Source organism: Roseibium algicola, assembly GCF_001999245.1.
GTDB lineage: Bacteria > Pseudomonadota > Alphaproteobacteria > Rhizobiales > Stappiaceae > Roseibium > Roseibium algicola.
The window spans coordinates 1,528,067-1,547,715 of record NZ_CP019630.1 but is presented as its reverse complement, the minus strand read 5'-3'; the positions used below and the strand labels follow the sequence as shown (position 1 = coordinate 1,547,715).

Sequence of the window (19,649 nt, the reverse complement as noted above, 5' to 3'; positions counted from 1 at the left end):
AAACCATGCCTATTTTACGGCCGGGCGGTACACTTCATTGGTGTGTCCGGGCCGATGGTTTTTATTGGGGTATTGCGAGTGATGGCATTGCGGGAAACAGAGCATCTACTGGCTCTGGAAAGCAGCGCTATTTCCCGGATAAAGGTTCGTGAACTCGAAGCTCCAACGCTTTCGGATATGAGCGGTCTTTGGTCTTCGTTGAAGGGCGGCGTCGTATCGACGCCGTTTCAGACGCCGGAGTTTCTTGCAGCTTTGCAGGAAACCAAACTGAAGACAGGCGATTACCGATTTTCAGTGGGCGTTTTCGCGGAGCAAGGCGAGGAAGCCTCTCCCTCAATGCTGTTGCCGCTGGTGCGGTTCCAGCGTGGCCCAATCCGGGTCGTTGGCATGCCGGATTTTGGTCTCGCCGATCAGAATGCACCGGTTCTTGGTGCAGGATGCCGGGCCTCCAGAGAGTGCCGGGTTGCAATGATCCGGGCATTTTTTGAGCGTCTCCACGATGCGGATATCGTCGACATACATAAACTGCATGGCCGGATCGACGCCCGGGAAAACCCATTGAACTTCATGCCGGAAACCATTTCCCAGAACAGTTCCCTTCTCCTCGATCTTCGCGATGGAGAGGGATCGGACAATTGGTGCGGCAAGTCCATCTACAAGAAGACCAGATCCAAATTTCGCGGGCTCGTGAAGGAAGGTGTCAGCCTGGTTGAGGCTGAAACGCCTGAAGAGCGAACTGAATTGTTCAAGACACTTGCGGCGCAGCGCAGCGACAGGTTCCGACAGCTCGGGCGGAAAGACAGTCTGGAACGTGAAGACCGTGCTGACTTCTACATCCGCCTTGCGCAGATGGAAGCTTCATCCTCGCCTTTCAGAGCCATCGCGCTGAAGTGCGGAGAAGAGACCGTTGCGGCCATGGTGTTGATGATGTCTGGTTCCCAGGCGACCGCCGTGCTGGTGTCCATCGGGGATCCGCGGTGGCACGCCTTTTCGCCGGGTATGGTGTTGTTTGCCAAGGCGATAGAGCACGCTGCGCAAACCGGTGTTCGCTGGTTCAGCTTCGGCACAGGACAACAGGAATACAAGCAACGGTTCGGTGGGGTCGAGCAACCTTCCCGACGTCTTCTTATGCCACTCAGCACGCGTGGACGGCTCTTTGTCGGTGCCCGTGAAGCGCATCGTGCCGCTCAGGATATGCTTCAGATCGCGTTGCGCAGGAATGGGGTGGATACGTGACGGAGATGTCGGACGTGGCAGGACAGGAGACCTTCCGCGGGCAGGTGGCTGGGCAGAAGCTTCATGTTGTCTGGCATGAGAAGCCCGGTGCGGACCTTTTGCGCTCGCTTTGGGCTTCACTACCCGGCGGAGCCATATGTTCGGCGTTTCAGGCACCGCGGTTCGTCGAGTGCTTTTTTCAGGAAATGGCACCTGCTGCCTGCGACACTTTCGGAGTGCTTGCCGCTTATCGCACCGGTTTGCAGGACCCGCTTGCATTGGTGCCGTTGATCCGTTTCAGGAAAGGTCCGGTTCGCATCGCATCCACTCCCGACCTCGGCGTGGCAGACCAGAACGGCCCGGTATTGAGCGAGGCGCTCGCAAGCGAAGGCGATGAAACGGTGCAGGCGGTCATGTCCGCCATGATCGAAGCCATCCCGGGTGCGGATGTGGTCGACATCAAGAAACTGCACGTATCGATAGGCAGCGCTCATAATCCCTTTTTTGTGCATCCAAATGCGAGCCCGGAAAGCAGCAGCCTCTTTCTGGAAACTGACGCCCTGCTCGCCGCCGGGGTCAAATCCGGGATAAGTATCTACAAGAAGGCAAGGGTCAACCTTCGCAAGCTTCAAAGCGAAGACGTTCAGTTGGTCGAAGCAGCGACCCCTGAAGAGCGTGTGAAAATTCTCGAAGCTCTGATCGTCTCCAAGGAGGAGCGTTTCAAAGCACTCGGCCGCGCCAATTCCATGAAACAGGACAACCGGGAAAACTTCTATCGCGCCCTGGCGGCCCAAGCGGGGCTGGAAAACCCCCTGAAGGTTCTGGCGTTGAGGTCCGGTCACGACGCCATCGCCGTGGTTGCGATGTTGGTGGAAGATGGCTACGCCACCCTTATTCTGATTTCGATCGGGGCAGAGCAATGGCACCGGTTTTCACCCGGCATGGTGGCACTGGTTCAATCGATCTATTGGGCGCGGGACAATAACATTCGGGTCTATGGTTTCGGTACGGGTCACCAGGGTTACAAAAGCAGGTTCGGCGCCACGGAACAGCCGACACGACGCTTGCTTTTGCCGCTTACGGTCAAAGGCCACGCGGCGATCACTGCACTGAAGGCAAAACGGAGTTTCCAGGAAACCGTTGATCGCTGGAAACATCGGAAAACCGCTCAGACAGCCTGATCGGGAAATGTCATCCCGCTCGCGGTGGTCGGATCAGGTAGATGACCAGCCAGATCGGCACGACGATGAAGGCGCCCAGGATCATGTTGGGAATGGCCCAGTCCCGAAACTCCAGCAGATAGATCCAGAGCTCCAGAGGGCTCATGCCGACGGAGCCCAGAATGTCCTGCGCGGTGATGTTCACGAAGGAAAGACCCGCGCCGACGAGCAGCGAGATGACCGCGATCTTGAAGAATGTCGACAGAAACGGGAACACGGTGCGTAGTGTCTCTCAGTAGGCTCAAGGTATCCGGTGCGCTGGAGAGTGGCGGTAACGCTCCGCGAACGGTGCCCAATTCTTGCCGTTAAGGATTTACAAACCATAAACAACTTGCCGGAAACCGCCCAAACCCGCGCTGCAACGGCAGTTTGGCGCCGGGCAAAGTGACGCAAATCGATTAAGTGACGGACCATTCATGTTTTTCGCTGCAACGCGGGAAAGAGCTCTTGACCCGGTCGAACCAAGCGGCGAATGTGCGCCTCACGCATGTAGCGGTCTTAAACGGGAGTGAAACATGAACAAAATTTATCCGGACGCAAAGGCCGCCCTCGAGGGGCTGACCTTTGACGGCATGACGGTGATGGCCGGCGGGTTCGGCCTCTGCGGCATTCCGGAAAATCTGATCGTGGCGCTCCGGGATTCCGGAGCCAAGGACATTACGGCCATTTCCAACAATGCCGGTGTCGATGATTTTGGCCTCGGTCTTCTGCTGCAGACCCGCCAGATCAAGAAGATGGTTTCGTCCTACGTGGGTGAAAACGCGACCTTTGAAAAGCAGTACCTGAACGGCGAGCTTGAGCTTGAATTCAACCCTCAGGGCACGCTGGCCGAACGCATTCGCGCAGGTGGCGCGGGCATTCCGGGCTTCTACACCAAGACCGGCGTCGGTACGCTGATTGCCGAAGGCAAGGAGCACAAGGACTTCAACGGCGAGACCTACATCATGGAAACCGGCCTCGTGGCCGATGTGTCGCTGGTCAAGGCCTGGAAGGCCGACAAGGAAGGCAACCTGATCTACCGCAAGACCGCGCGTAACTTCAATCCGATGATGGCAACCGCCGGCAAGACCTGTGTCGTGGAAGTCGAGGAGATTGTCGAGATCGGTAAACTCGATCCGGACAACATCCACACCGCCGGCATCTTCGTCGACCGTATCATCGTCGGCAGCCACGAAAAACGTATCGAAAAGCGCACCACGCGCGCAGCCTGAGGGAGAAAACATCATGGCCTGGACTCGTGATGACATGGCAAAGCGTGCCGCGCAGGAACTGGAAGACGGCTTCTATGTGAACCTGGGCATCGGCATTCCGACGCTGGTATCCAACTATATTCCGGAAGGTGTCCATGTGACCCTCCAGTCGGAAAACGGCATGCTCGGCATGGGCCCGTTCCCGACTGACGACGAGGTTGATGCAGACCTCATCAACGCCGGCAAGCAGACCATCACCGAATTGCCGCAGACCAGCTACTTCTCGTCTGCCGACAGCTTCGGCATGATCCGTGGCGGTCATATCGACCTGTCGATCCTGGGCGCTATGGAAGTGTCCGAGGGCGGCGATCTCGCCAACTGGATGATCCCTGGCAAGATGGTCAAGGGCATGGGCGGCGCGATGGATCTCGTCGCCGGCGTCAAGCGCGTGGTGGTGATCATGGATCACACCTCCAAGGCTGGCGACCCCAAGCTTCTGAAAGAATGCTCGCTACCGCTTACCGGCGTGAAATGCGTTGATCGCGTGATCACCAATTTCGGTGTCTTCGATGTTGTCGAAGGCGGCCTGAAGGTGGTTGAACTCGCTGACGGCGTAACGCTGGATGAGGTCAAGGAAAAGACCCAGGCAACGCTTCAGTCATAAGGCAGGATGCGCGCTTCGGCGTCGTTTTAAATCAAGGTGCCTGCGGTCCCGCAGGCACCTTTTTTCATGGCCGCTTCACCCAGCTCGTCGATTTTTCAATAAAAACAGACTGTTTGAACGTGTCGCAGGCGCAATTTGTCCCGAATTGGAACCAATTCGTAGAATTGCCGAGGAAATTTCCAAATTCGTTAATAGATCGATTTGCGATTAATCCGCATAAATCAAGCATAGATAACCCGTTATCCTTTAAAAGCCGGGAAAGACGATTTCCCGGCTAAAGAACAGATCAGTGTTTACGTGATCTGGTTGTCGGCATTTACCTTCTTCAATCCACCTTCAAGACTTGTTCTGTATGGTATTCAGGTATTCGCAAGGGGTGTTTGGCGTGCCTGGAACGCATGGGACTGTCTCAAAGCTGATAAAAGTCCTGTCGACCTGGCTGCCCAGCCTGCGCACCCGCTTTGTCTTGCTGGTGGCCGGCCTGTTTCTGGCGCTCTCGGTCGTGATGATCATGGTGGCGAGCTACCTGGACCTGCGGGACGAGGAGCAAAGGGTGGTCTCGGACGCGCGAGCCATCGGGGCGACCGTCAGCCGACTGGCCGTACCGCATCTGACCAACCACCACTATCTGATCCTTGAACAGGAACTGGAAAGCATTGCCGGCAGCGGCGTGGTCGAACTGGCGCAGGTTCACGATCCTGCGCGTGCGGTCACTATCGACAGCGATCCGGACACGAGCTACTTCGACGAAATTGACCAGCATCCGCTGATCACGCTGTCGCTGCAAACCGGGCTCGATCAGATCCGCCAGACCGGAGACAGGATCGAAATAGCCTTGCCGGTGCGCGAGACGGCAAACAGCCCGGTTCTCGGGGTCGCGCTGGTGTCGGTCAAACGGCTTCAGGCCAACGGCATGCTGTTCGCCATCTGGGGACGGAACATCGTCATCACCCTGGTACTCCTGATATTCTGTGTTCCGGTGACGTTTCATTTTGCGGAAAATTTCGTCCGGCCGATCAAGGCGCTTACCCAGACCGCCCACACGGTCAGTGCCGGCAATTTCGACGCGCCTTTCCCGGTCGAACGAACCGATGAGATCGGTGTTCTCGCCCGCGCCTATCGAGACATGGTCGGAACCATTCGGAACAACATGGCCCGCATCCACGAACTTGCTTATGTGGATCCGGTCACGCGGTTGCCGAACCGGGAAAGCTTCCGTCAGCATTTCAATTCAAACATGCAGCTTGCGGACGGCACGCCGGTCCGGATGGCCGTTCTGTTTATTGACCTTGATCGCTTCAAGCGGGTGAATGACAGCTACGGACACGATCATGGCGACGCACTGTTGAAGGAAGTGGCGGCGCGGCTGCAGCGCTTGCTGAACTCCTCGGACAAGGTTGCGGCAGGCAAGACGGCTTTTTCACCACTTGTCGCGAGGCTCGGCGGTGATGAGTTTGCCATCGTCCTGCCTGCTGAAAAGCGCATGTCCAACGTCTACACACTCGCGGATCAACTGGTGCAATGCGTCGAGCAACCGCTGGAAATCAACGGTCTGACAATGGCCGTTGGGGCCAGCATCGGCGTTTCGACCTATCCGGATGACGGCGAGGACTACACCGCTATCCTGAAGAACGCGGACATTGCCATGTATGCGGCCAAGCGAACCGGCGGCAACCGTGCATGCTTCTTCAACGAGATCGAACGCGATTCCCGCTCTCACGAACGCATCCGTCTGGAAGCGGAACTGAAACGGGCCCTTCTGGCGGACGAGATCACCATCGCCTTTCAGCCCAAGATCGATTGCGCCACGTTGAGAGTGGTTGGTGCCGAAGTGCTGGCCAGGTGGGACCATCCCGAACGTGGCCTGTTGGCACCGGGATGTTTCATCGATGTTGCCGAAGAAAGCGATCTGATCACGCGCCTGGGTGACAGGGTGCTGGAACTGGCCTGCCGCCAGGGTCGGGTCTGGCTCGATCATGGCCAACGTCTGCCGCTGGCCGTGAATGTTTCCATTCGCCAGCTTGAAAAGCCGGGCTTCACCGCCCGCGTCCTCGACATTCTGGAAATCACGGGCTTTCCGGCCGAGCTGCTGCAACTCGAGGTGACGGAGACTGTTGCCATGGGGGATCCGGAGCGAATCTCGGAGGCGGCAAAGCCACTTCTGGAAGCCGGCATTACCTTTGCGATAGACGATTTCGGCACCGGCTATTCAAGTCTGGCGCATCTTCAGCGTCTGCCGTTCAACACCTTCAAGATCGACCGAAGTTTCATCAGCGGTCTTGCCGATGACCATCACAGCCGCTCGATCGTTCAAACCATTCTGGCAATGGCGAAAAGCCTCAATTACGAGGTTGTCGCCGAAGGCGTCGAAACGGAAGAACAACACGTTTTCCTGGCTGAGAACGGCTGCACGACTGCGCAAGGCTTCCTGTTCGCGCGGCCGATGCCGGCAGAACATTTCGAAGCCTGGTCGAAGGCATTTCTGATGGATGGCAACCATCAGCACCTGGCCGCCGGAGCACAGCCAAAAGGCGGCAGCACGTTCGCCGCGTGAGGCAATTCGACGTTGACACGAACCGGCCTTACTCCGCCGCCTCGGTCTTCCGGCGTTCGGCAAGGGGGCGGATTGCGGGGAAGTCCTGATCGGTCAGTGTTTCCTTTGCAAGCAGCAATGAAGCCCCTTCGTCCAGTTCGCCGCGATGGCTGTTCAGGAGCGCCTTGGCGCGCTGGAAGGCAGCTTCCACCCTTTGCTTGATGGCAAGGTCGATCTCCCGCTGGGTCTGTTCGGAAACCTCGGCAACGTCTCCGGCAGGCTGGCCGAGAAAGTTCTGGCGCTGGGTGGCGTAGGCGCGATTGCCAAGGTCGGGATCCATGCCGTATCGCATGACCATGTCGCGGGCGACTTCGGTCACTTTCTGCAGGTCGTCGGAAGCCCCGGTAGAGATCTCGTTGAAGACAATCTCCTCAGCCGCCCGGCCGCCCATCAGGACAGCCATGCGGTTTTCCAGGTCGAGAGAGGACAACAGGAAACGATCCTCGGTCGGCCGCTGCATCGTGTAGCCGAGCGCGCCGATGCCGCGCGGGATGATCGAGATCTTGTGCACCGGATCACAGCCTTCCAGGTTGGCGGCAACCAGGGCATGGCCCATTTCGTGGAAAGCGACGGTTTTTCGTTCCTTGTCCGACAGGATCCGGCTGCGCTTTTCCAGTCCCGCAATCACCCTCTCCACTGCCTCGTTGAAGTCCAGCAGGGTAACGGCATCCGCCTGCCGACGTGTTGCCAGGAGGGCCGCCTCGTTGACCAGCGTCGCAAGGTCGGCGCCGGAGAACCCTGCTGTCAGCTGGGCAACCTGATCGAGGTCGATATCTGCGGCCAGCTTGATCTTTTTCACATGGACATCGAGGATCGCGCGCCGGCCGATCTTGTCCGGCCGGTCGACCAGCACCTGCCGGTCGAAGCGCCCGGCGCGCAGAAGGGCGGGATCGAGGATCTCCGGCCGGTTCGTCGCTGCCAGCAGGATGATGCCGCTGGACGGATCAAACCCGTCGAGCTCGGTCAAAAGCTGGTTGAGCGTCTGTTCCTTCTCGTCGTTGGTGCCCATCGGGCCGGCTGCACGCGCCCGGCCCAGTGCGTCCAGCTCGTCGATGAAGATGATGGCAGGGGCGGCCTTTCGGGCCTGCTCGAAGAGGTCGCGCACTCGTGCGGCGCCGACGCCGACGAACATTTCCACGAATTCGGAGCCGGAGATCGAGAAGAACGGCACACCGGCTTCACCGGCAACGGCGCGCGCCAGAAGCGTCTTGCCTGTGCCCGGAGGGCCAACCAGCAGGATGCCCTTGGGCACATGTGCCCCCAGACGGCCATAGGAAGCTGGTTCCTTCAGAAAATCGACAATCTCCTTCAGTTCCCGCTTGGCTTCATCCACTCCGGCGACATTTTGAAAAGTGACTTTCACGTCCTTTTCGACAAACACCTTCGCCTTTGACTTGCCGACCGTCATCATGCCGCCAAGACCCTGTTTTTCGGCAAACCGGCGGATGAAGAACATCCAGAGGCCGAACAGCAGCAGGACCGGCAGCACCCAGGAGAGGATGTCGCGAATGAAGGTGTTCTGGACGACGCCGGTGTATTTGACGTCGTACTTGCTGAGTTCGTCGGCGAGCGGAACCTCGACGCGCGTAGTGACGAAATACTGCTTGCCGTCCTTCAGTTCCGCCTTGAACTTGCCTTCAATGAAGTTCTCCTTGACGGCGATCTCCTCGATCTTTCCATCCTTGAGGTACTGCTCGAACTGGCTGTAGGGGATCTGCTCGACGGTCTTGTAGGTGGTCCACCAGCTTTGGAACATCAGCACCAGCATCATGGCAATGAAGGCGTACCAAAGGTTTATCTGGTGTTTCTTTTCCATCGTGAAACTGTCCCGGCAATTGTCTGAACTATGCCGCCATTGACGCGGTTCGCCCGGAGGCTGTCAAGGCACGAGGTGGGCACGAGGTGGCATGGCTGCCCTGGTTCAGACGACCGGCTCCAGTTGCCGCTTGGACGTTTGCGTGCGGAAGGACGAGGCGCTGGAACGGGCGAGATAGATGACCGGGATGAGACCGACCAGAACGATGGCAAGCGAGGGCAGGGCCGCTTCGCCAAAGGCTTCGCGCGAGGCGGCCTCGAACACGGTCGTTGCCAGGGTTTCGAAATTGAACGGACGCAGGAGAACCGTTGCGGGCAGCTCTTTCATGCAATCGACGAAGCTGAGCAGGGCTGCGGACAACAGCACCGGCTTCAGGATCGGCAGGTGGATCTGCGTCAGGGTCTGACCGCTGTTGCGGCCAAGCGTGCGCGCCGCCATGTCGAGATGAGGTGTGATCCTGCCGAAGCCACCTTCAACCTGGCCGTAGGAAACTGCAAGGAAGCGAACCACATAGGCAAACACCAGGCCAGTGCCGCTCCCCAGCAGTAGCAGGCCGGTGTTGATACCGAACCAGGCTTCCATGCGGGCATCCAGGAAATTGTCGAAGCCGGCCAACGGCACCAGAATGCCGATGGCGAGAACCGTGCCCGGAATGGCGTAACCGATCGAGGCAAGCCGGACGGCAAACTTCAATGGGCCCCTGGGGTTGAGACGCAGGGCATAGGCCAGGGCAACGGAAATGAGCACGGTGATCAGCGCTGCAATGGCAGCGAGGCTGAGGCTGTTCCAGACAGCATCCAGAAATCCGCTGTCCCAAAAACCTTCCAGGCGCCGGCTGGCCAGGTCTGCAAGCAGCAGCCCGGGAACCACAAAGCCGACAAAGACCGGCGTCAGGCATAACAGCAACGCAAGCGCAGCCTGCCAGCGTCCAAGTTCGAAGCGTGTCGGCGGCCGGTGCTTGGAGCCACCGCCGCTGTCGAAGCGCTGTTTGCGCCGCCCGAACCGTTCCAGCCACAATAGCAGGAAGACCATCACCAGCATGGCCAGCGCGAGCTGGGCTGCGCCACCGAGGCTGGAACGGTGCAGCCAGGTGTCATAGACGGAAAAGGTCAGGGTCTTCACGCCGAAGAATGTCACCGCGCCGATATCGTTGAGGCACTCCATCAAGGCAAGCGAAATGCCGATGACGATAGCAGGGCGTGCCAATGGCAGGGCGACACGAAAGAACAACCCGTAAGGCGAAGCGCCAAGGGTACGCGAGACATCCAGCGTCGAGGCGGACTGGATCAGAAAGCTCGCTCGGGTCGTCAGATAGACATAAGGGTAAAGCACCGCCCCCATGACGAATATGGCGCCGCCCAGTGAGCGAATTTCGGGAAACCAGTAGTCTCTGGACGTCTTGAAACCGAAAAGCGTGCGGATCAGGCTCTGGACCGGCCCGGTATAATCGAGCACTTCGACATAGGCGAAGGCGACAATATAGGTCGGCACCGCAAGGGGCACCAGAAGAGCCCAGTCGAGGACCTTTCTTCCCGGGAAATTGCACATCGTCACGAGCCAGGCCGTGGCAACGCCGGTGATGCCTGTGGTCAGGCCGACCCCGAGCATCAGCAAAACCGTGGTCCGCAGGGAGCCGGGCAGAACCGTTGTCAGAAGATGGCCCCAGACTTCGCCCGTCGGTGTCAGCGCGATCCACACGATCGCCGCCAGTGGCAACAGCACCAGCGTGGCAATTGCCAGCGATGCAATTTGCCAGAAACGGTCAGCAAAAGTGAGGGTGGGCGTGCGCAGCAAGGCCTGTCATTTCTTTGAGAATGGTTCGCAGGAAGCTCTATAGGCAAAACCCGGAAAATGCAAAAGCCAAGAGATCTCGAGGCGTGACCTGAATTTTTGCGGTGGTTTTCTTTTCGTCATGCCATGGCTCGACCATGGCATCCATGCCGTTGAGGATCGGATCGACGTCACCTCTGAATTTTGTCGACAGGGAACGGCATGGATTGCCGGATCAAGTCCGGCAATGACGGGCCCCAGAATAGTTTGAAAGTCCGCCTTCCTTGCTCTCAACAGAAAAGCGCCGCAAAATGCGGCGCCCGTCTTTTTTGTCGATATGGCCTCAGGAGGCCGGGCCGTCATCAAAGCCGACTTCGTCGATCAGCTCGCTGGCGGTCTTGCGGTTCTTGGCAATGTCGGCGAGTGACAGGGTGTCTTTCTTGAACTCGCCCCAGCTTGCAACGCGCTCGGAAACCGCTACGCCCGGCTTGACCGGATATTCATGGTTGGTTTCGGCGTAGATCTGCTGCGCTTCATCGGAAGACAGGAACTCGATCAGCTTGACAGCATTGTCCTGGTTCGGTGCGTTCTTTGTCAGGATGACGCCGGCAACATTCACGTGGCTGCCACGGTCGTCGGTGTTCGGGAACAGGATGCGGACGCTGTCGGCCCAGGTCTGCTGTTCCGGTTCCTTCTCGTTGGTCTGCATCAGGCCCATGTAATAGGTGTTGCCGAGTGCGATGTCGCATTCGCCGGCGAAGATGGCCTTGACCTGGGCGCGGTCGTTGCCGGCAGGCTTGCGGGCAAGATTGTCGCGAACGCCTTCAAGCCACTTTTCGGTTTCTTCCGCACCATGGTGGGCGACCATCGAGGCGACCAGTCCGACGGTGTACACATGCTGACCGGAGCGGGTGCACAGGCGGCCCTTCCACTTCGGATCGGCAAGTTCCTCATAGGTGATGCTGTCCTGGTCGACGCGTTCCTTGGAAGCGTAGATCACGCGGGCACGGTTGGTCAGGCCGATCCAGTGGCCTTCCGGGTCGCGGAATTCTGCCGGAACATTTTCATTGACGATTTCAGAAACAACCGGCTGCGAAATGCCGAGCTGCTTGGCACCGTCCAGGCGCCCGATGTCGACGGTCAAGAGAACGTCGGCCGGAGAGTTGGCGCCTTCTGCCGCAATACGCTCGCCCAGGCCTTCAGCCGCAAAGACCACGTTGGTCTTGATGCCGGTTTCCTTGGTGAATGCGTCGAGCAGCGGCTCGATGAGATAAGGTTGACGATAGGAGTAGATGTTCACTTCCCCGTCGGCAAATGCGGGTACAGCGGTAAGGGTTGCCGAAGACAGCAGGGCAGCGCCTGCCAGGATGCGGAAAGTGGAATTCATGTAACTCTCCCGTTGATATGGTTCTTGTTGCTCGGAAGCGGGGTCCGAAGCTTGCCGGGAATATGTCGTTAGTGGGGCTTCAAGTCAATAAATCTAGCAAAATCAATACTTTAGAATGATTCAAAACTAACTGGAGGATTGCATTCCACTATTTTGCCGAAAACCGGTGAGAATACAGGAGTTTAAGACTCGACTTTAGGTCTGATGGTCATTGAAGCTTGCTTTGAAAGACTGATCACGAACGCGTTACCGACTGGCGTGAAAAACTGTCACACCCAGGCAAGCGCCTGCCGCAGGAAGGCTGTGCCATTGCCTGGCTGCCAGACGCCGTGCGCCATGATCACCCTTTCAGGTGACCAGGCAAGGATCCTGTCCCGGCAGGTTCGGGCCTTTCGGCGGTCGAAAAAGCTCAGCCGCCATTCCAGGGGCGCATAGCCCTTGCCTTCGACAATGCCCCATAGACCGGCAATCCAGCGCTGCCAGGGTTTCCAGTGCCGGTGCAAAAAACCTTCCGAGAAATGCTCGCTGAGATCTGCCAGGATGACGGTTGCCGAGGGCCGGTGCAGAAACACCAACTCGTCCATCACCGGAGAACCGGAAAAGCGCACCATGTCGATGACGCTTTCGAATGCATCTGGCACCGCCTCGTCCAGCGCCGGTTCGAAGGCGAGATCCGTACGCTTGGGAATGGTGCTCTGTGGTCCCCAGAACCTGGCTTCCTGCCACGCCGCCTTCCAGTCCTGCAGAAAGAGATGGTGGATCTTGTTGGGACTGACGAGATGTGTCGGGGTTCCCAGGGCATCGATCTGCTGCCGGACCGCCGGCGTCAAGGCGATGGGTGACCAGACCCACAGCTTGCCGGACGGCAGGCGAATGATCACACAGCGGGTCGGGTAACAAAATCCGTAGAAGGAGACAGTGTCCCCTTCAAGGATCCAGATATTGCTGTCGACTTCAACCAAGGCGCTCTCCTGTCGGGAGCCCGGCATTACTCCGAAAGCACCCGCTGTGTCGGGAAGATGATTTCCACCAGGGTGCCCTGATCCGGCGTGGAATCGATATGGAAGCTGGCCCGGTTGGCTTCCACCAGTGCCTTGGTCAGCGGCAGGCCAAGCCCGGTTCCACCGCCGCGGCTGGAGGTATGCAGTTGCCGGAACGGCTCAAGCGCCGCAGCCAGCTGCTTGGCTGTCATGCCGGTGCCGGTATCGCGAACCCGCAGCGCGACTTCGCCGTTGCTTTCCAGCGCCGTCGACAGGATCACTTGCCCACCAGACTTGTTGTATTTGATCGCGTTGGACAGAAGGTTCAGCACGATCTGGCGCAGAGACCGCGGATCTGCCACGACATCGGGCACGGATTCCGGCAGGCTGGCACGGATGATGACACGCTCCCGGTTGGCCTGCGGCTGCATCAGGGCAACGCATTCGTTGATGACGTCGTTGGTCGAGACGGCGGAGAACTTCAGATCCAGCTTGCCCGCCTCGATCTTGGACAGGTCCAGGAGATCGTTGATCAGGCTCATGATGTGCGAGCCGGATGTGCGGATATCCTTGAGATAGTCCTTGTAGCGGTCATTGCCGATCGGGCCGAAGCGCTCTTCCATCATGACTTCCGAAAAGCCGATGATCGCGTTCAGTGGGGTGCGGATTTCATGGCTGATCTTCGCCAGGAAATCGGACTTCTGAGAGCTTGCGTTTTCAGCCTGGCGCTTGGCCTGGGTCAGCTCTTCTTCTGCCGTCTTCCACTGGGTGATGTCGCGCAGCACCGCACAGTATTTGACGTCGTCCTTGTTGCCGCTGATCCGACCGATGGTCATGAACAGCGGGATGAGCCCGCCGGTCGGAACCTTGCCAAGCACTTCGCGGCCATCGTTCAGGATCGAGGCAACGCCGTTGCGCGACAATCCGTCCAGGTAGTCGGCCGCCGCCCGGTGGCTTTCAGGCGCCAGGAAATCCGTGAAGGGCGCTCCGATCATGTCGGACCGGTTGGCGCTGAAGAGCGCCTCCGCGGAGCCGTTCACTTTCAGGATCGTGCCGTTCTGATCAAGCACGAGAACGCCGTCGGTCGCCGTTTCCAGAATGGTGTCCATTTCGGCGATCTGGTTGCGCGCGCTATCAAGTTCCGAGCGGACTTCCGCAAAGAAGTTCGGCGAAGACGGAGCAGCGGTCGCAGGTGCCGGCTTGGCCTTGCGTTCGGTGATGGAAATCATCAGACCGCGGGTGCCGTTCCACGGAACGGAATGCATATGAGCGTCGACGTTGAGGACACCGCCATCCGACAGGCGCATCTTCATGGTCTCGTCGACTTCACCATCCATGCCTTCGGCGTCCGGCAGCTCTTCCGCATCGTCGATGAAAAGTGCTTCCAACCCGCCGGCCTCGGAGAGCGCGGTGATCGACTTGTAGCCAAGCATGCTCAGCAGCGCCTTGTTGGCGTAGAGAACTTCCCGGTCATGGGCAATGGCGATGCCGATGGGCAGGCGGTCCAGGAGGCTCGGGTCGATAGGGCCGGCTTCCGGAACTTCGGGCGGCAGCTCTTCGACCGGTTCCACCGGATCGGGTGCATCGAAATCTTCAAGGTCGCCCTCCAGCCGTGCTCCAAGGGCTTCGGCGATCTTGCGGAAAGCCTGACGTTCGGGCCGGGAAAGACCGGAGGTATCCACCGGAACAACGCGCGGTTTCACCGTTGCGAGCGGGATGACCTGGCCTGTCGGTTTCGGTTCGGCCGGCTCATCGGCGTCGGCGGTTTCGGCAGCCTTGTCCTCGCTCTCGAACGCAGCGGTTTCTTCGAAGAACTCGCGCTCTTCAGCCGCATCGTCCGTTTCCAATGACGCAGCCACGGCTTCGATCTCGCGGTCTTCCTCCTCAACAAGATCGAAATGGGTGTCTTCAAAGGCAGGCTCGGGCTCGAACAGATCTTCGTCGCCAGCCGAAGCCTCATCGGTTCCCGTTTGCTGGTCCTCGTCACTTTCGGCAGTTGCGACGGCTGTGGACGACATGTCGTCGTCTTCCGGGGCCGTGGGGTCTTCTTCTTCCTCAAAGAGGTCGCGAGACTTCTTTTCCGCCTCTTTGTAAGCCTTGGCGAGCGACTTGACCGCGCTTTCGATTTCAGCCGGTTTCAGCGCCGCTGGCCCGGAGATACCGGTTGGTTCGGCACTCGCTGGAGTGGGCACTGCAACGGCTGTGGTGGTGTCCCCTGTCTCATCACCGGTCAGCTCGTCGCTCTCAGCATTGGTTTCGCTGTCGGCGTCCGCTTCGTCTTCGTCTGCCAGTTCAATGTTGTCATCATCGATGGCGGTATCTTCGCTCGCTGTGTCGCTGACCTCGTCTTCGGGGTCTTCGTCATCAGCTACTGCATCTGCGTCATCGACGACTGTTTCCGGCGCATCGTCCGTTTCGTCGGTTGCAGTTCCGGTGTCCTCAGCGCTTGCATTGTCCTCAGGAACGGTTTCATCGCTGCCGGAGACGGGCTTGTCTTCGCCAGTCTCCGGAACGTCGCTTTCCTCGGGAAGAGCTTCGTCTTCCGGTGCATCTTGCAGACCGGATTCCAGGGCTTTGAACTTGCTGTCGAGAGCTGCGCCGGGCAGATCGTCGAAATCCTTGTCGGCATCCGGGGCAACGTCCTCTGGAGACGTGTCGGTTTCAAGGTGTCGGGTATCCGCCTTGGCGGGTTCATCTGCCTTTACCGGCGGGTCTGCCGGGCGCTGCGGAGCCTTGCCGGTGAACTTTGCCAGGGACCCGACGAGAGCAGCCGCACTTGCGCCAAGAAAGGTCTTTCCCGCGAAAGAATCCGGTTTTGCCGGTTTCAATTCCGCAAGCTTGGCTGCTGCCTCCGCGGTTGCCTGCTGCTCTGCTGCGTCTGGTGAACCAGCTTCATCGGTACCAGCCTCACCAGTCGATGTATCTGTTGTTTCATCACCTGTTTCAGAGCGGACGTTTTCATGTCCGTTGTCGTCGCCCGCGGTGGCAATGTCACCTTCCACCTCTGGCGCCACGGGCACGTCGGCAGCTTCGGCACCGGGCGCGTCTTCCTGCAGCGTTTCTGCGGCGTGGGTGGCTTCGTCTTCCGCAAGTGTGTCGCGTCCGGTTTCGTCCGTGTCAGTGTCGGATGCCCCGACAACGGCCAGCGTCGGGCCGGAGGGCTGGCTGCCATGCTCCGGCACGGCATCTGCAGTCCGGCAAACTCCGAAGCCGCGATAGCCTTCGAATTTCCGGTTCCGGTCGAAGGCGGGCAGGGCGGCCATGTCGACAGGTACGCGCAAGTCCGCACCGGAAACCGGCCAGTCGATTGTCTTTCCGCTCCAGGTGTCGCGTCGGTCGAGTGCCCGCGCAATATGGCCACGGGGATCGAGATCGAAGGCGTCGGACACTTCCTTCCAGGTCAGACCGATAATGTCGGTCGAGGAAGGGCCAAGAACTTCGGCAAACTCGTCGGACAGAAAGGTGAAGCGCTGGTCGATGTCCATCTTCCAGGCAAAGCGCACAGGTCTGCGCCGTGGCTGAAAGACAAAGCCGTCCCCACCTTCCATTGCAGCGTCATCAGAGGTGTCTTCGGCCACGACTTTGGCGGTCTTCTCCTCAAGGACACTTTCCTCGAGGTCGAGTTCTTCGAGGCCGTCGTGCTCTTCAGCATCGGCCGAGACGTCTTCAGCCGTCTCGCCGTCGTCGTCTTCAATCTCTTCCAGGTCGGACAACGCGGCTTCAAGGTCCGCCTCTCCGGCATCCATCGGGGAGATGTCGTCTGAGGTGACAACACCAGCGGCAATGGATTGCTCACTGGCAGCCAGGTCGTCGAGGTCTTCCTGAAAAGGTTCTTCAACGGGTGGGGCAGGGGCGGCCTGCGTTGCGGCCATATCGTCAGCGGTTTCAAACTCGTCTTCGTCGGCCCGTACCCAACCGGCGTCGTCCTCACCGATCCGGGAAACTGTTTCCTCGTCCGCGGACGAAGTGTCAGCGGCAACTGCAGCTCCGGCGGCAACGCCTGCGGCCAGCAGCCCGGCTTCAATTGCGGAGGCGTCCGCTTCTTGCGCGCTTTCAGAGCTGTCTTCCCCGGCTTCAGTGCCGGGATCCGCCAGAGGCAGGTTTTCCAGGACCACCAGCTTCTGGCGGTCCGTCACCTTCAGAACAACGCCCTCATGAAAGTCACCATCGAGTTCCAGAGGACCGAAAAGCGCCGTCTGTCCGTCCGGCAGGTCAAGGTCTTCCGGTGTTCCTTTCAGTTCGCCAAAGCAGCCTTCCACCGAACCGGCATCCGTTACGAACACGGTGGCATCATCGGCACGCAGTATCTGTGCAAAAGCCGGCACCGGGTCTTTCGTCATGGACAGACCCTTGTCACCGCACACAATCAGGGCAGCGGCTTCACCGTTTTCCAGCTCGATACGCATGCACTGACAGGTCAGCAGCATGACCCTGAGACCCCGGTAAAACCGCAGCCGGTCGATGCTGAACTTGTCTGTAGGGCCGGATTCGGCAATGCGGGCGATATGCGGACGGGCGGGTGAGCGCTCGAGCGACGTCAGGTTGGCCAGGTCGGCTACGGACTGTGCGGAGAAAAAGGAAGCACCGGCAGCATTCGCCCATAGAATACGCGCCCCATCGGCCGACCAGAGCCAGGCTGCCCTTTTGTCGGCGACAAGCTGAACCAGATCATCCATGGCAGTCAGTTCCAGGAATGATAGGGTTTGTTCGTCCATGGCTCTGCTCCAAACTGGTCTGCAACACCGGTTGACGGGTGCGTGGCGGCCGGATTTGCCCAAAGTGGTAAACACTCCGTTAATACAAGCAATCTCCAACACAGTCCACGTAAAGCAAGGTTGCTAAAGGGGTTACATGAAGGCGTGGTTAATCCGACCGGACAAGTTTGCCGGAATGCCATCGTCGTGTTACGAATTTTTGGCATGGAAGGATTTCAGGATACCTGCCTGACATCTTTCGTCGACCTGAGGAGCGCCGACATGAGCACAGACAAGACCGGTTTTGAAATTCCCGACCAGATGCGCGATTTCGCGGAAAAGAGCGTCGACCAGGCCCGCAAGGCCTTTGACGACTTCATGGGCGCGACCCACAAGGCTGTCAGCAATGCGGAAGACAGCGCAAATGCGGTTCAGGCCGGTGCTGCGGATGTGAACAAGAAGGCGTTGAACTATGCCGAAGAGCATGTCGATGCGGCTTTCAAGTTTGCGCAGGAACTGGTCAAGGCGCAAAATGTCGAGGACATGATGAAGCTGCAGCAGGACTATCTGCGCCGGCAGATGGAGTCCCTCGGCGAACAGGCGCGCGAGTTTTCCAACTCGGCGACGAAGGCCGTTCAGGACGCGGCCAAGGCCACCCAGAAAAAATAATCCGGCCGGCATTTTTCCTTGCGCAGGGCACCAGAGCCCCGCGCAAGGTGTCACAAGTGTTTCATTGAATATTTCCTGCTTTGGTTGTAATGTTTTTCCGGTCCTGATTGCCTGTTTTCGTCTTCCCTTGTCCAGCCAATGGCTTACCGACAAAGGGCTGCAGTCCGCTCCGCTTTTTGCAGAACGGAACCGACGAAACACCAGAAATCCCCGACGGCAAGTTTGTTGTGCAGTGCAAAAAAATGTTGCAATGCAGCACGGCATGCACTATGTAGTGTTTGCGGATGACGACAGGGTCCGCCGGCACACGTATCGGCGGAATGAACTTGCACCAATGATCGCATCCGGACTCAAGGAGATGAGATCATGACTGACACCACAACCACTGCTCCGGCAAAGCCGGCGCCGAAAGCTCGCACCACCAAAGCCAAAACCGCTGCTGCTGGTGTAGCTTTCCCTGACTTTGAGGCTTTTGCTATGCCCAAAATGGAAGTTCCGGCCATGTTCCGTGAAGCAACCGAAAAAGGCATCGAGAACGCTCGCGAAGCCTATGCAAAAGTGAAAAACGCTGCTGAAGACGCAACCGACCTGATGGAAGACACTTTCGAGACTTCCCGCCAGGGCGTTGTAGAATTCAACCACAAGGCCGTTGATGCTGCCAAAGCCAACGCCGACGCAACTTTCACTTTCGTGAAGGACATCATGTCTGCGAAGAGCCTGGCTGAAGCTATCGAGCTGCAGTCCACGTTTGCTCGCCAGCAGTTTGACGCTCTGAGCGCCCAGTCCAAGGAAATGCACGAACTGGCTACCAAGCTCGGTACCGACGTTTCCGCACCGGTCAAGGAAGCGTTCGAGAAGTCCTTCAAGGACATCAAGGTCAACTAATCCGGCATCCTGCCGTCCGCAGTCACCTGATTGCGGTTCGGCAGGGCCATGCCGATGACATCGGCAAACGGTTGTTATGCCCGGGGCAACGCTCCGGGCATTTGCTTTTCAACAGCTCGAAAATTTCCGCAAATTCCCGCTTGCGGGTTGGAAAAAACGAGTTTAGAAGACGCCCTTGCAAATGGCGGCACGGGTCAGTATGGTCCGCGTCACCTCACGCCTTTAAGCAGACGTAGCTCAGTTGGTTAGAGCGTCGGATTGTGGCTCCGAAGGTCGGTGGTTCGAATCCACTCGTCTGTACCATTTCCCTCTTCATGAACTTTCAGAATTTTTTTGGAACGCAAGTCAATCTTGCTGCAATTGCTTCGGCTTGAGCGCTGCAGTAAAGGGTTCCAATAATGCTGCGACTGCACTGCAGGTTGCGCACCTACAGGCAATCAAAGACCGACGAAGCCGCAATGCTTGGCTGATCTTTCTTCGCATAATCTAGATCGTTTCATAGCCTGTAATCTTAACTGGGAAACAGACTTACCTCAAAATACAGAAATTTGGGCTGAGCAGATCAA

General features: G+C 58.5%; 13 protein-coding genes and 1 tRNA gene. 8 read left to right on the top strand and 6 right to left on the bottom strand.

Annotation, left to right across the window (positions count from 1 at the left end; translation table 11 throughout):
• The first annotated feature begins 81 nt into the window (after nucleotides 1-81).
• Together B0E33_RS07195 and B0E33_RS07190 are read left to right on the top strand one after the other, a co-directional pair.
• Nucleotides 82-1,236: a GNAT family N-acetyltransferase gene (locus B0E33_RS07195; RefSeq protein WP_167579503.1), complete on the top strand. Its 1,155-nt coding sequence runs from the start codon at nucleotides 82-84 to the stop codon at nucleotides 1,234-1,236.
• Nucleotides 1,237-1,241: 5 nt separating this feature from the next.
• On the top strand, nucleotides 1,242-2,396 hold the full coding sequence (locus B0E33_RS07190) for a GNAT family N-acetyltransferase (protein WP_077290804.1): 1,155 nt from the start codon (nucleotides 1,242-1,244) through the stop codon (nucleotides 2,394-2,396).
• A 10-nt stretch (nucleotides 2,397-2,406) separates the two neighbouring features.
• On the opposite strand, the gene B0E33_RS07185 is transcribed toward B0E33_RS07190, so the two are convergent.
• On the bottom strand, nucleotides 2,407-2,652 hold the full coding sequence (locus B0E33_RS07185) for a DUF6460 domain-containing protein (RefSeq protein WP_006940008.1): 246 nt from the start codon (nucleotides 2,650-2,652) through the stop codon (nucleotides 2,407-2,409).
• Nucleotides 2,653-2,950: 298 nt separating this feature from the next.
• Between B0E33_RS07185 and B0E33_RS07180 the strand changes: the two genes are divergently transcribed.
• The 3 genes from B0E33_RS07180 (at nucleotide 2,951) to B0E33_RS07170 (ending at nucleotide 6,843) form a co-directional block, all read left to right on the top strand.
• Nucleotides 2,951-3,646: a CoA transferase subunit A gene (locus tag B0E33_RS07180; protein ID WP_077290803.1), complete on the top strand. Its 696-nt coding sequence runs from the start codon at nucleotides 2,951-2,953 to the stop codon at nucleotides 3,644-3,646.
• Nucleotides 3,647-3,659: 13 nt separating this feature from the next.
• Nucleotides 3,660-4,289, top strand: a complete 630-nt coding sequence (locus B0E33_RS07175) for a CoA transferase subunit B (protein WP_023002181.1) — start codon at nucleotides 3,660-3,662, stop codon at nucleotides 4,287-4,289.
• Between the two features lie 385 nt (nucleotides 4,290-4,674).
• On the top strand, nucleotides 4,675-6,843 hold the full coding sequence (locus tag B0E33_RS07170; RefSeq protein WP_077293181.1) for a putative bifunctional diguanylate cyclase/phosphodiesterase: 2,169 nt from the start codon (nucleotides 4,675-4,677) through the stop codon (nucleotides 6,841-6,843).
• Between the two features lie 28 nt (nucleotides 6,844-6,871).
• Here the strand turns inward: B0E33_RS07170 and ftsH are convergent, their stop codons facing one another.
• The 5 genes from ftsH to B0E33_RS07145 form a co-directional block, all read right to left on the bottom strand.
• The gene (gene ftsH, locus B0E33_RS07165; RefSeq protein ID WP_023002178.1) at nucleotides 6,872-8,698 is read right to left on the bottom strand and encodes an ATP-dependent zinc metalloprotease FtsH; all 1,827 of its coding nucleotides are present in this window, start codon (nucleotides 8,696-8,698) and stop codon (nucleotides 6,872-6,874) included.
• A 105-nt stretch (nucleotides 8,699-8,803) separates the two neighbouring features.
• Nucleotides 8,804-10,492 carry an ABC transporter permease gene (locus B0E33_RS07160; protein ID WP_055657593.1) on the bottom strand — a complete coding sequence of 563 codons (1,689 nt, stop codon included), beginning with the start codon at nucleotides 10,490-10,492 and terminating at the stop codon, nucleotides 8,804-8,806.
• A 319-nt stretch (nucleotides 10,493-10,811) separates the two neighbouring features.
• Nucleotides 10,812-11,855 (bottom strand): Fe(3+) ABC transporter substrate-binding protein, encoded by a 1,044-nt coding sequence (locus tag B0E33_RS07155; protein WP_156912354.1) that lies wholly within the window; start codon nucleotides 11,853-11,855, stop codon nucleotides 10,812-10,814.
• A 269-nt stretch (nucleotides 11,856-12,124) separates the two neighbouring features.
• Nucleotides 12,125-12,817, bottom strand: a complete 693-nt coding sequence (locus B0E33_RS07150) for a DUF4336 domain-containing protein (RefSeq protein WP_077293179.1) — start codon at nucleotides 12,815-12,817, stop codon at nucleotides 12,125-12,127.
• A 26-nt stretch (nucleotides 12,818-12,843) separates the two neighbouring features.
• Entirely contained in the window at nucleotides 12,844-17,550 is a 4,707-nt protein-coding gene (locus B0E33_RS07145; protein WP_077290802.1) for an ATP-binding protein, read from the bottom strand.
• Between the two features lie 261 nt (nucleotides 17,551-17,811).
• Between B0E33_RS07145 and B0E33_RS07140 the strand changes: the two genes are divergently transcribed.
• The 3 genes from B0E33_RS07140 to B0E33_RS07130 all read left to right on the top strand — a co-directional run bounded on the left by B0E33_RS07140 (nucleotide 17,812) and on the right by B0E33_RS07130 (nucleotide 19,386).
• A complete protein-coding gene (locus B0E33_RS07140; protein WP_031269792.1) occupies nucleotides 17,812-18,198 on the top strand; it encodes a phasin in 387 nt (128 codons plus the stop codon).
• 366 nt (nucleotides 18,199-18,564) lie between these two features.
• The gene (locus B0E33_RS07135) at nucleotides 18,565-19,083 is read left to right on the top strand and encodes a phasin (RefSeq protein ID WP_023002171.1); all 519 of its coding nucleotides are present in this window, start codon (nucleotides 18,565-18,567) and stop codon (nucleotides 19,081-19,083) included.
• A 226-nt stretch (nucleotides 19,084-19,309) separates the two neighbouring features.
• Nucleotides 19,310-19,386 (top strand) — tRNA-His (locus B0E33_RS07130).
• Nucleotides 19,387-19,649 lie beyond the last annotated feature (263 nt).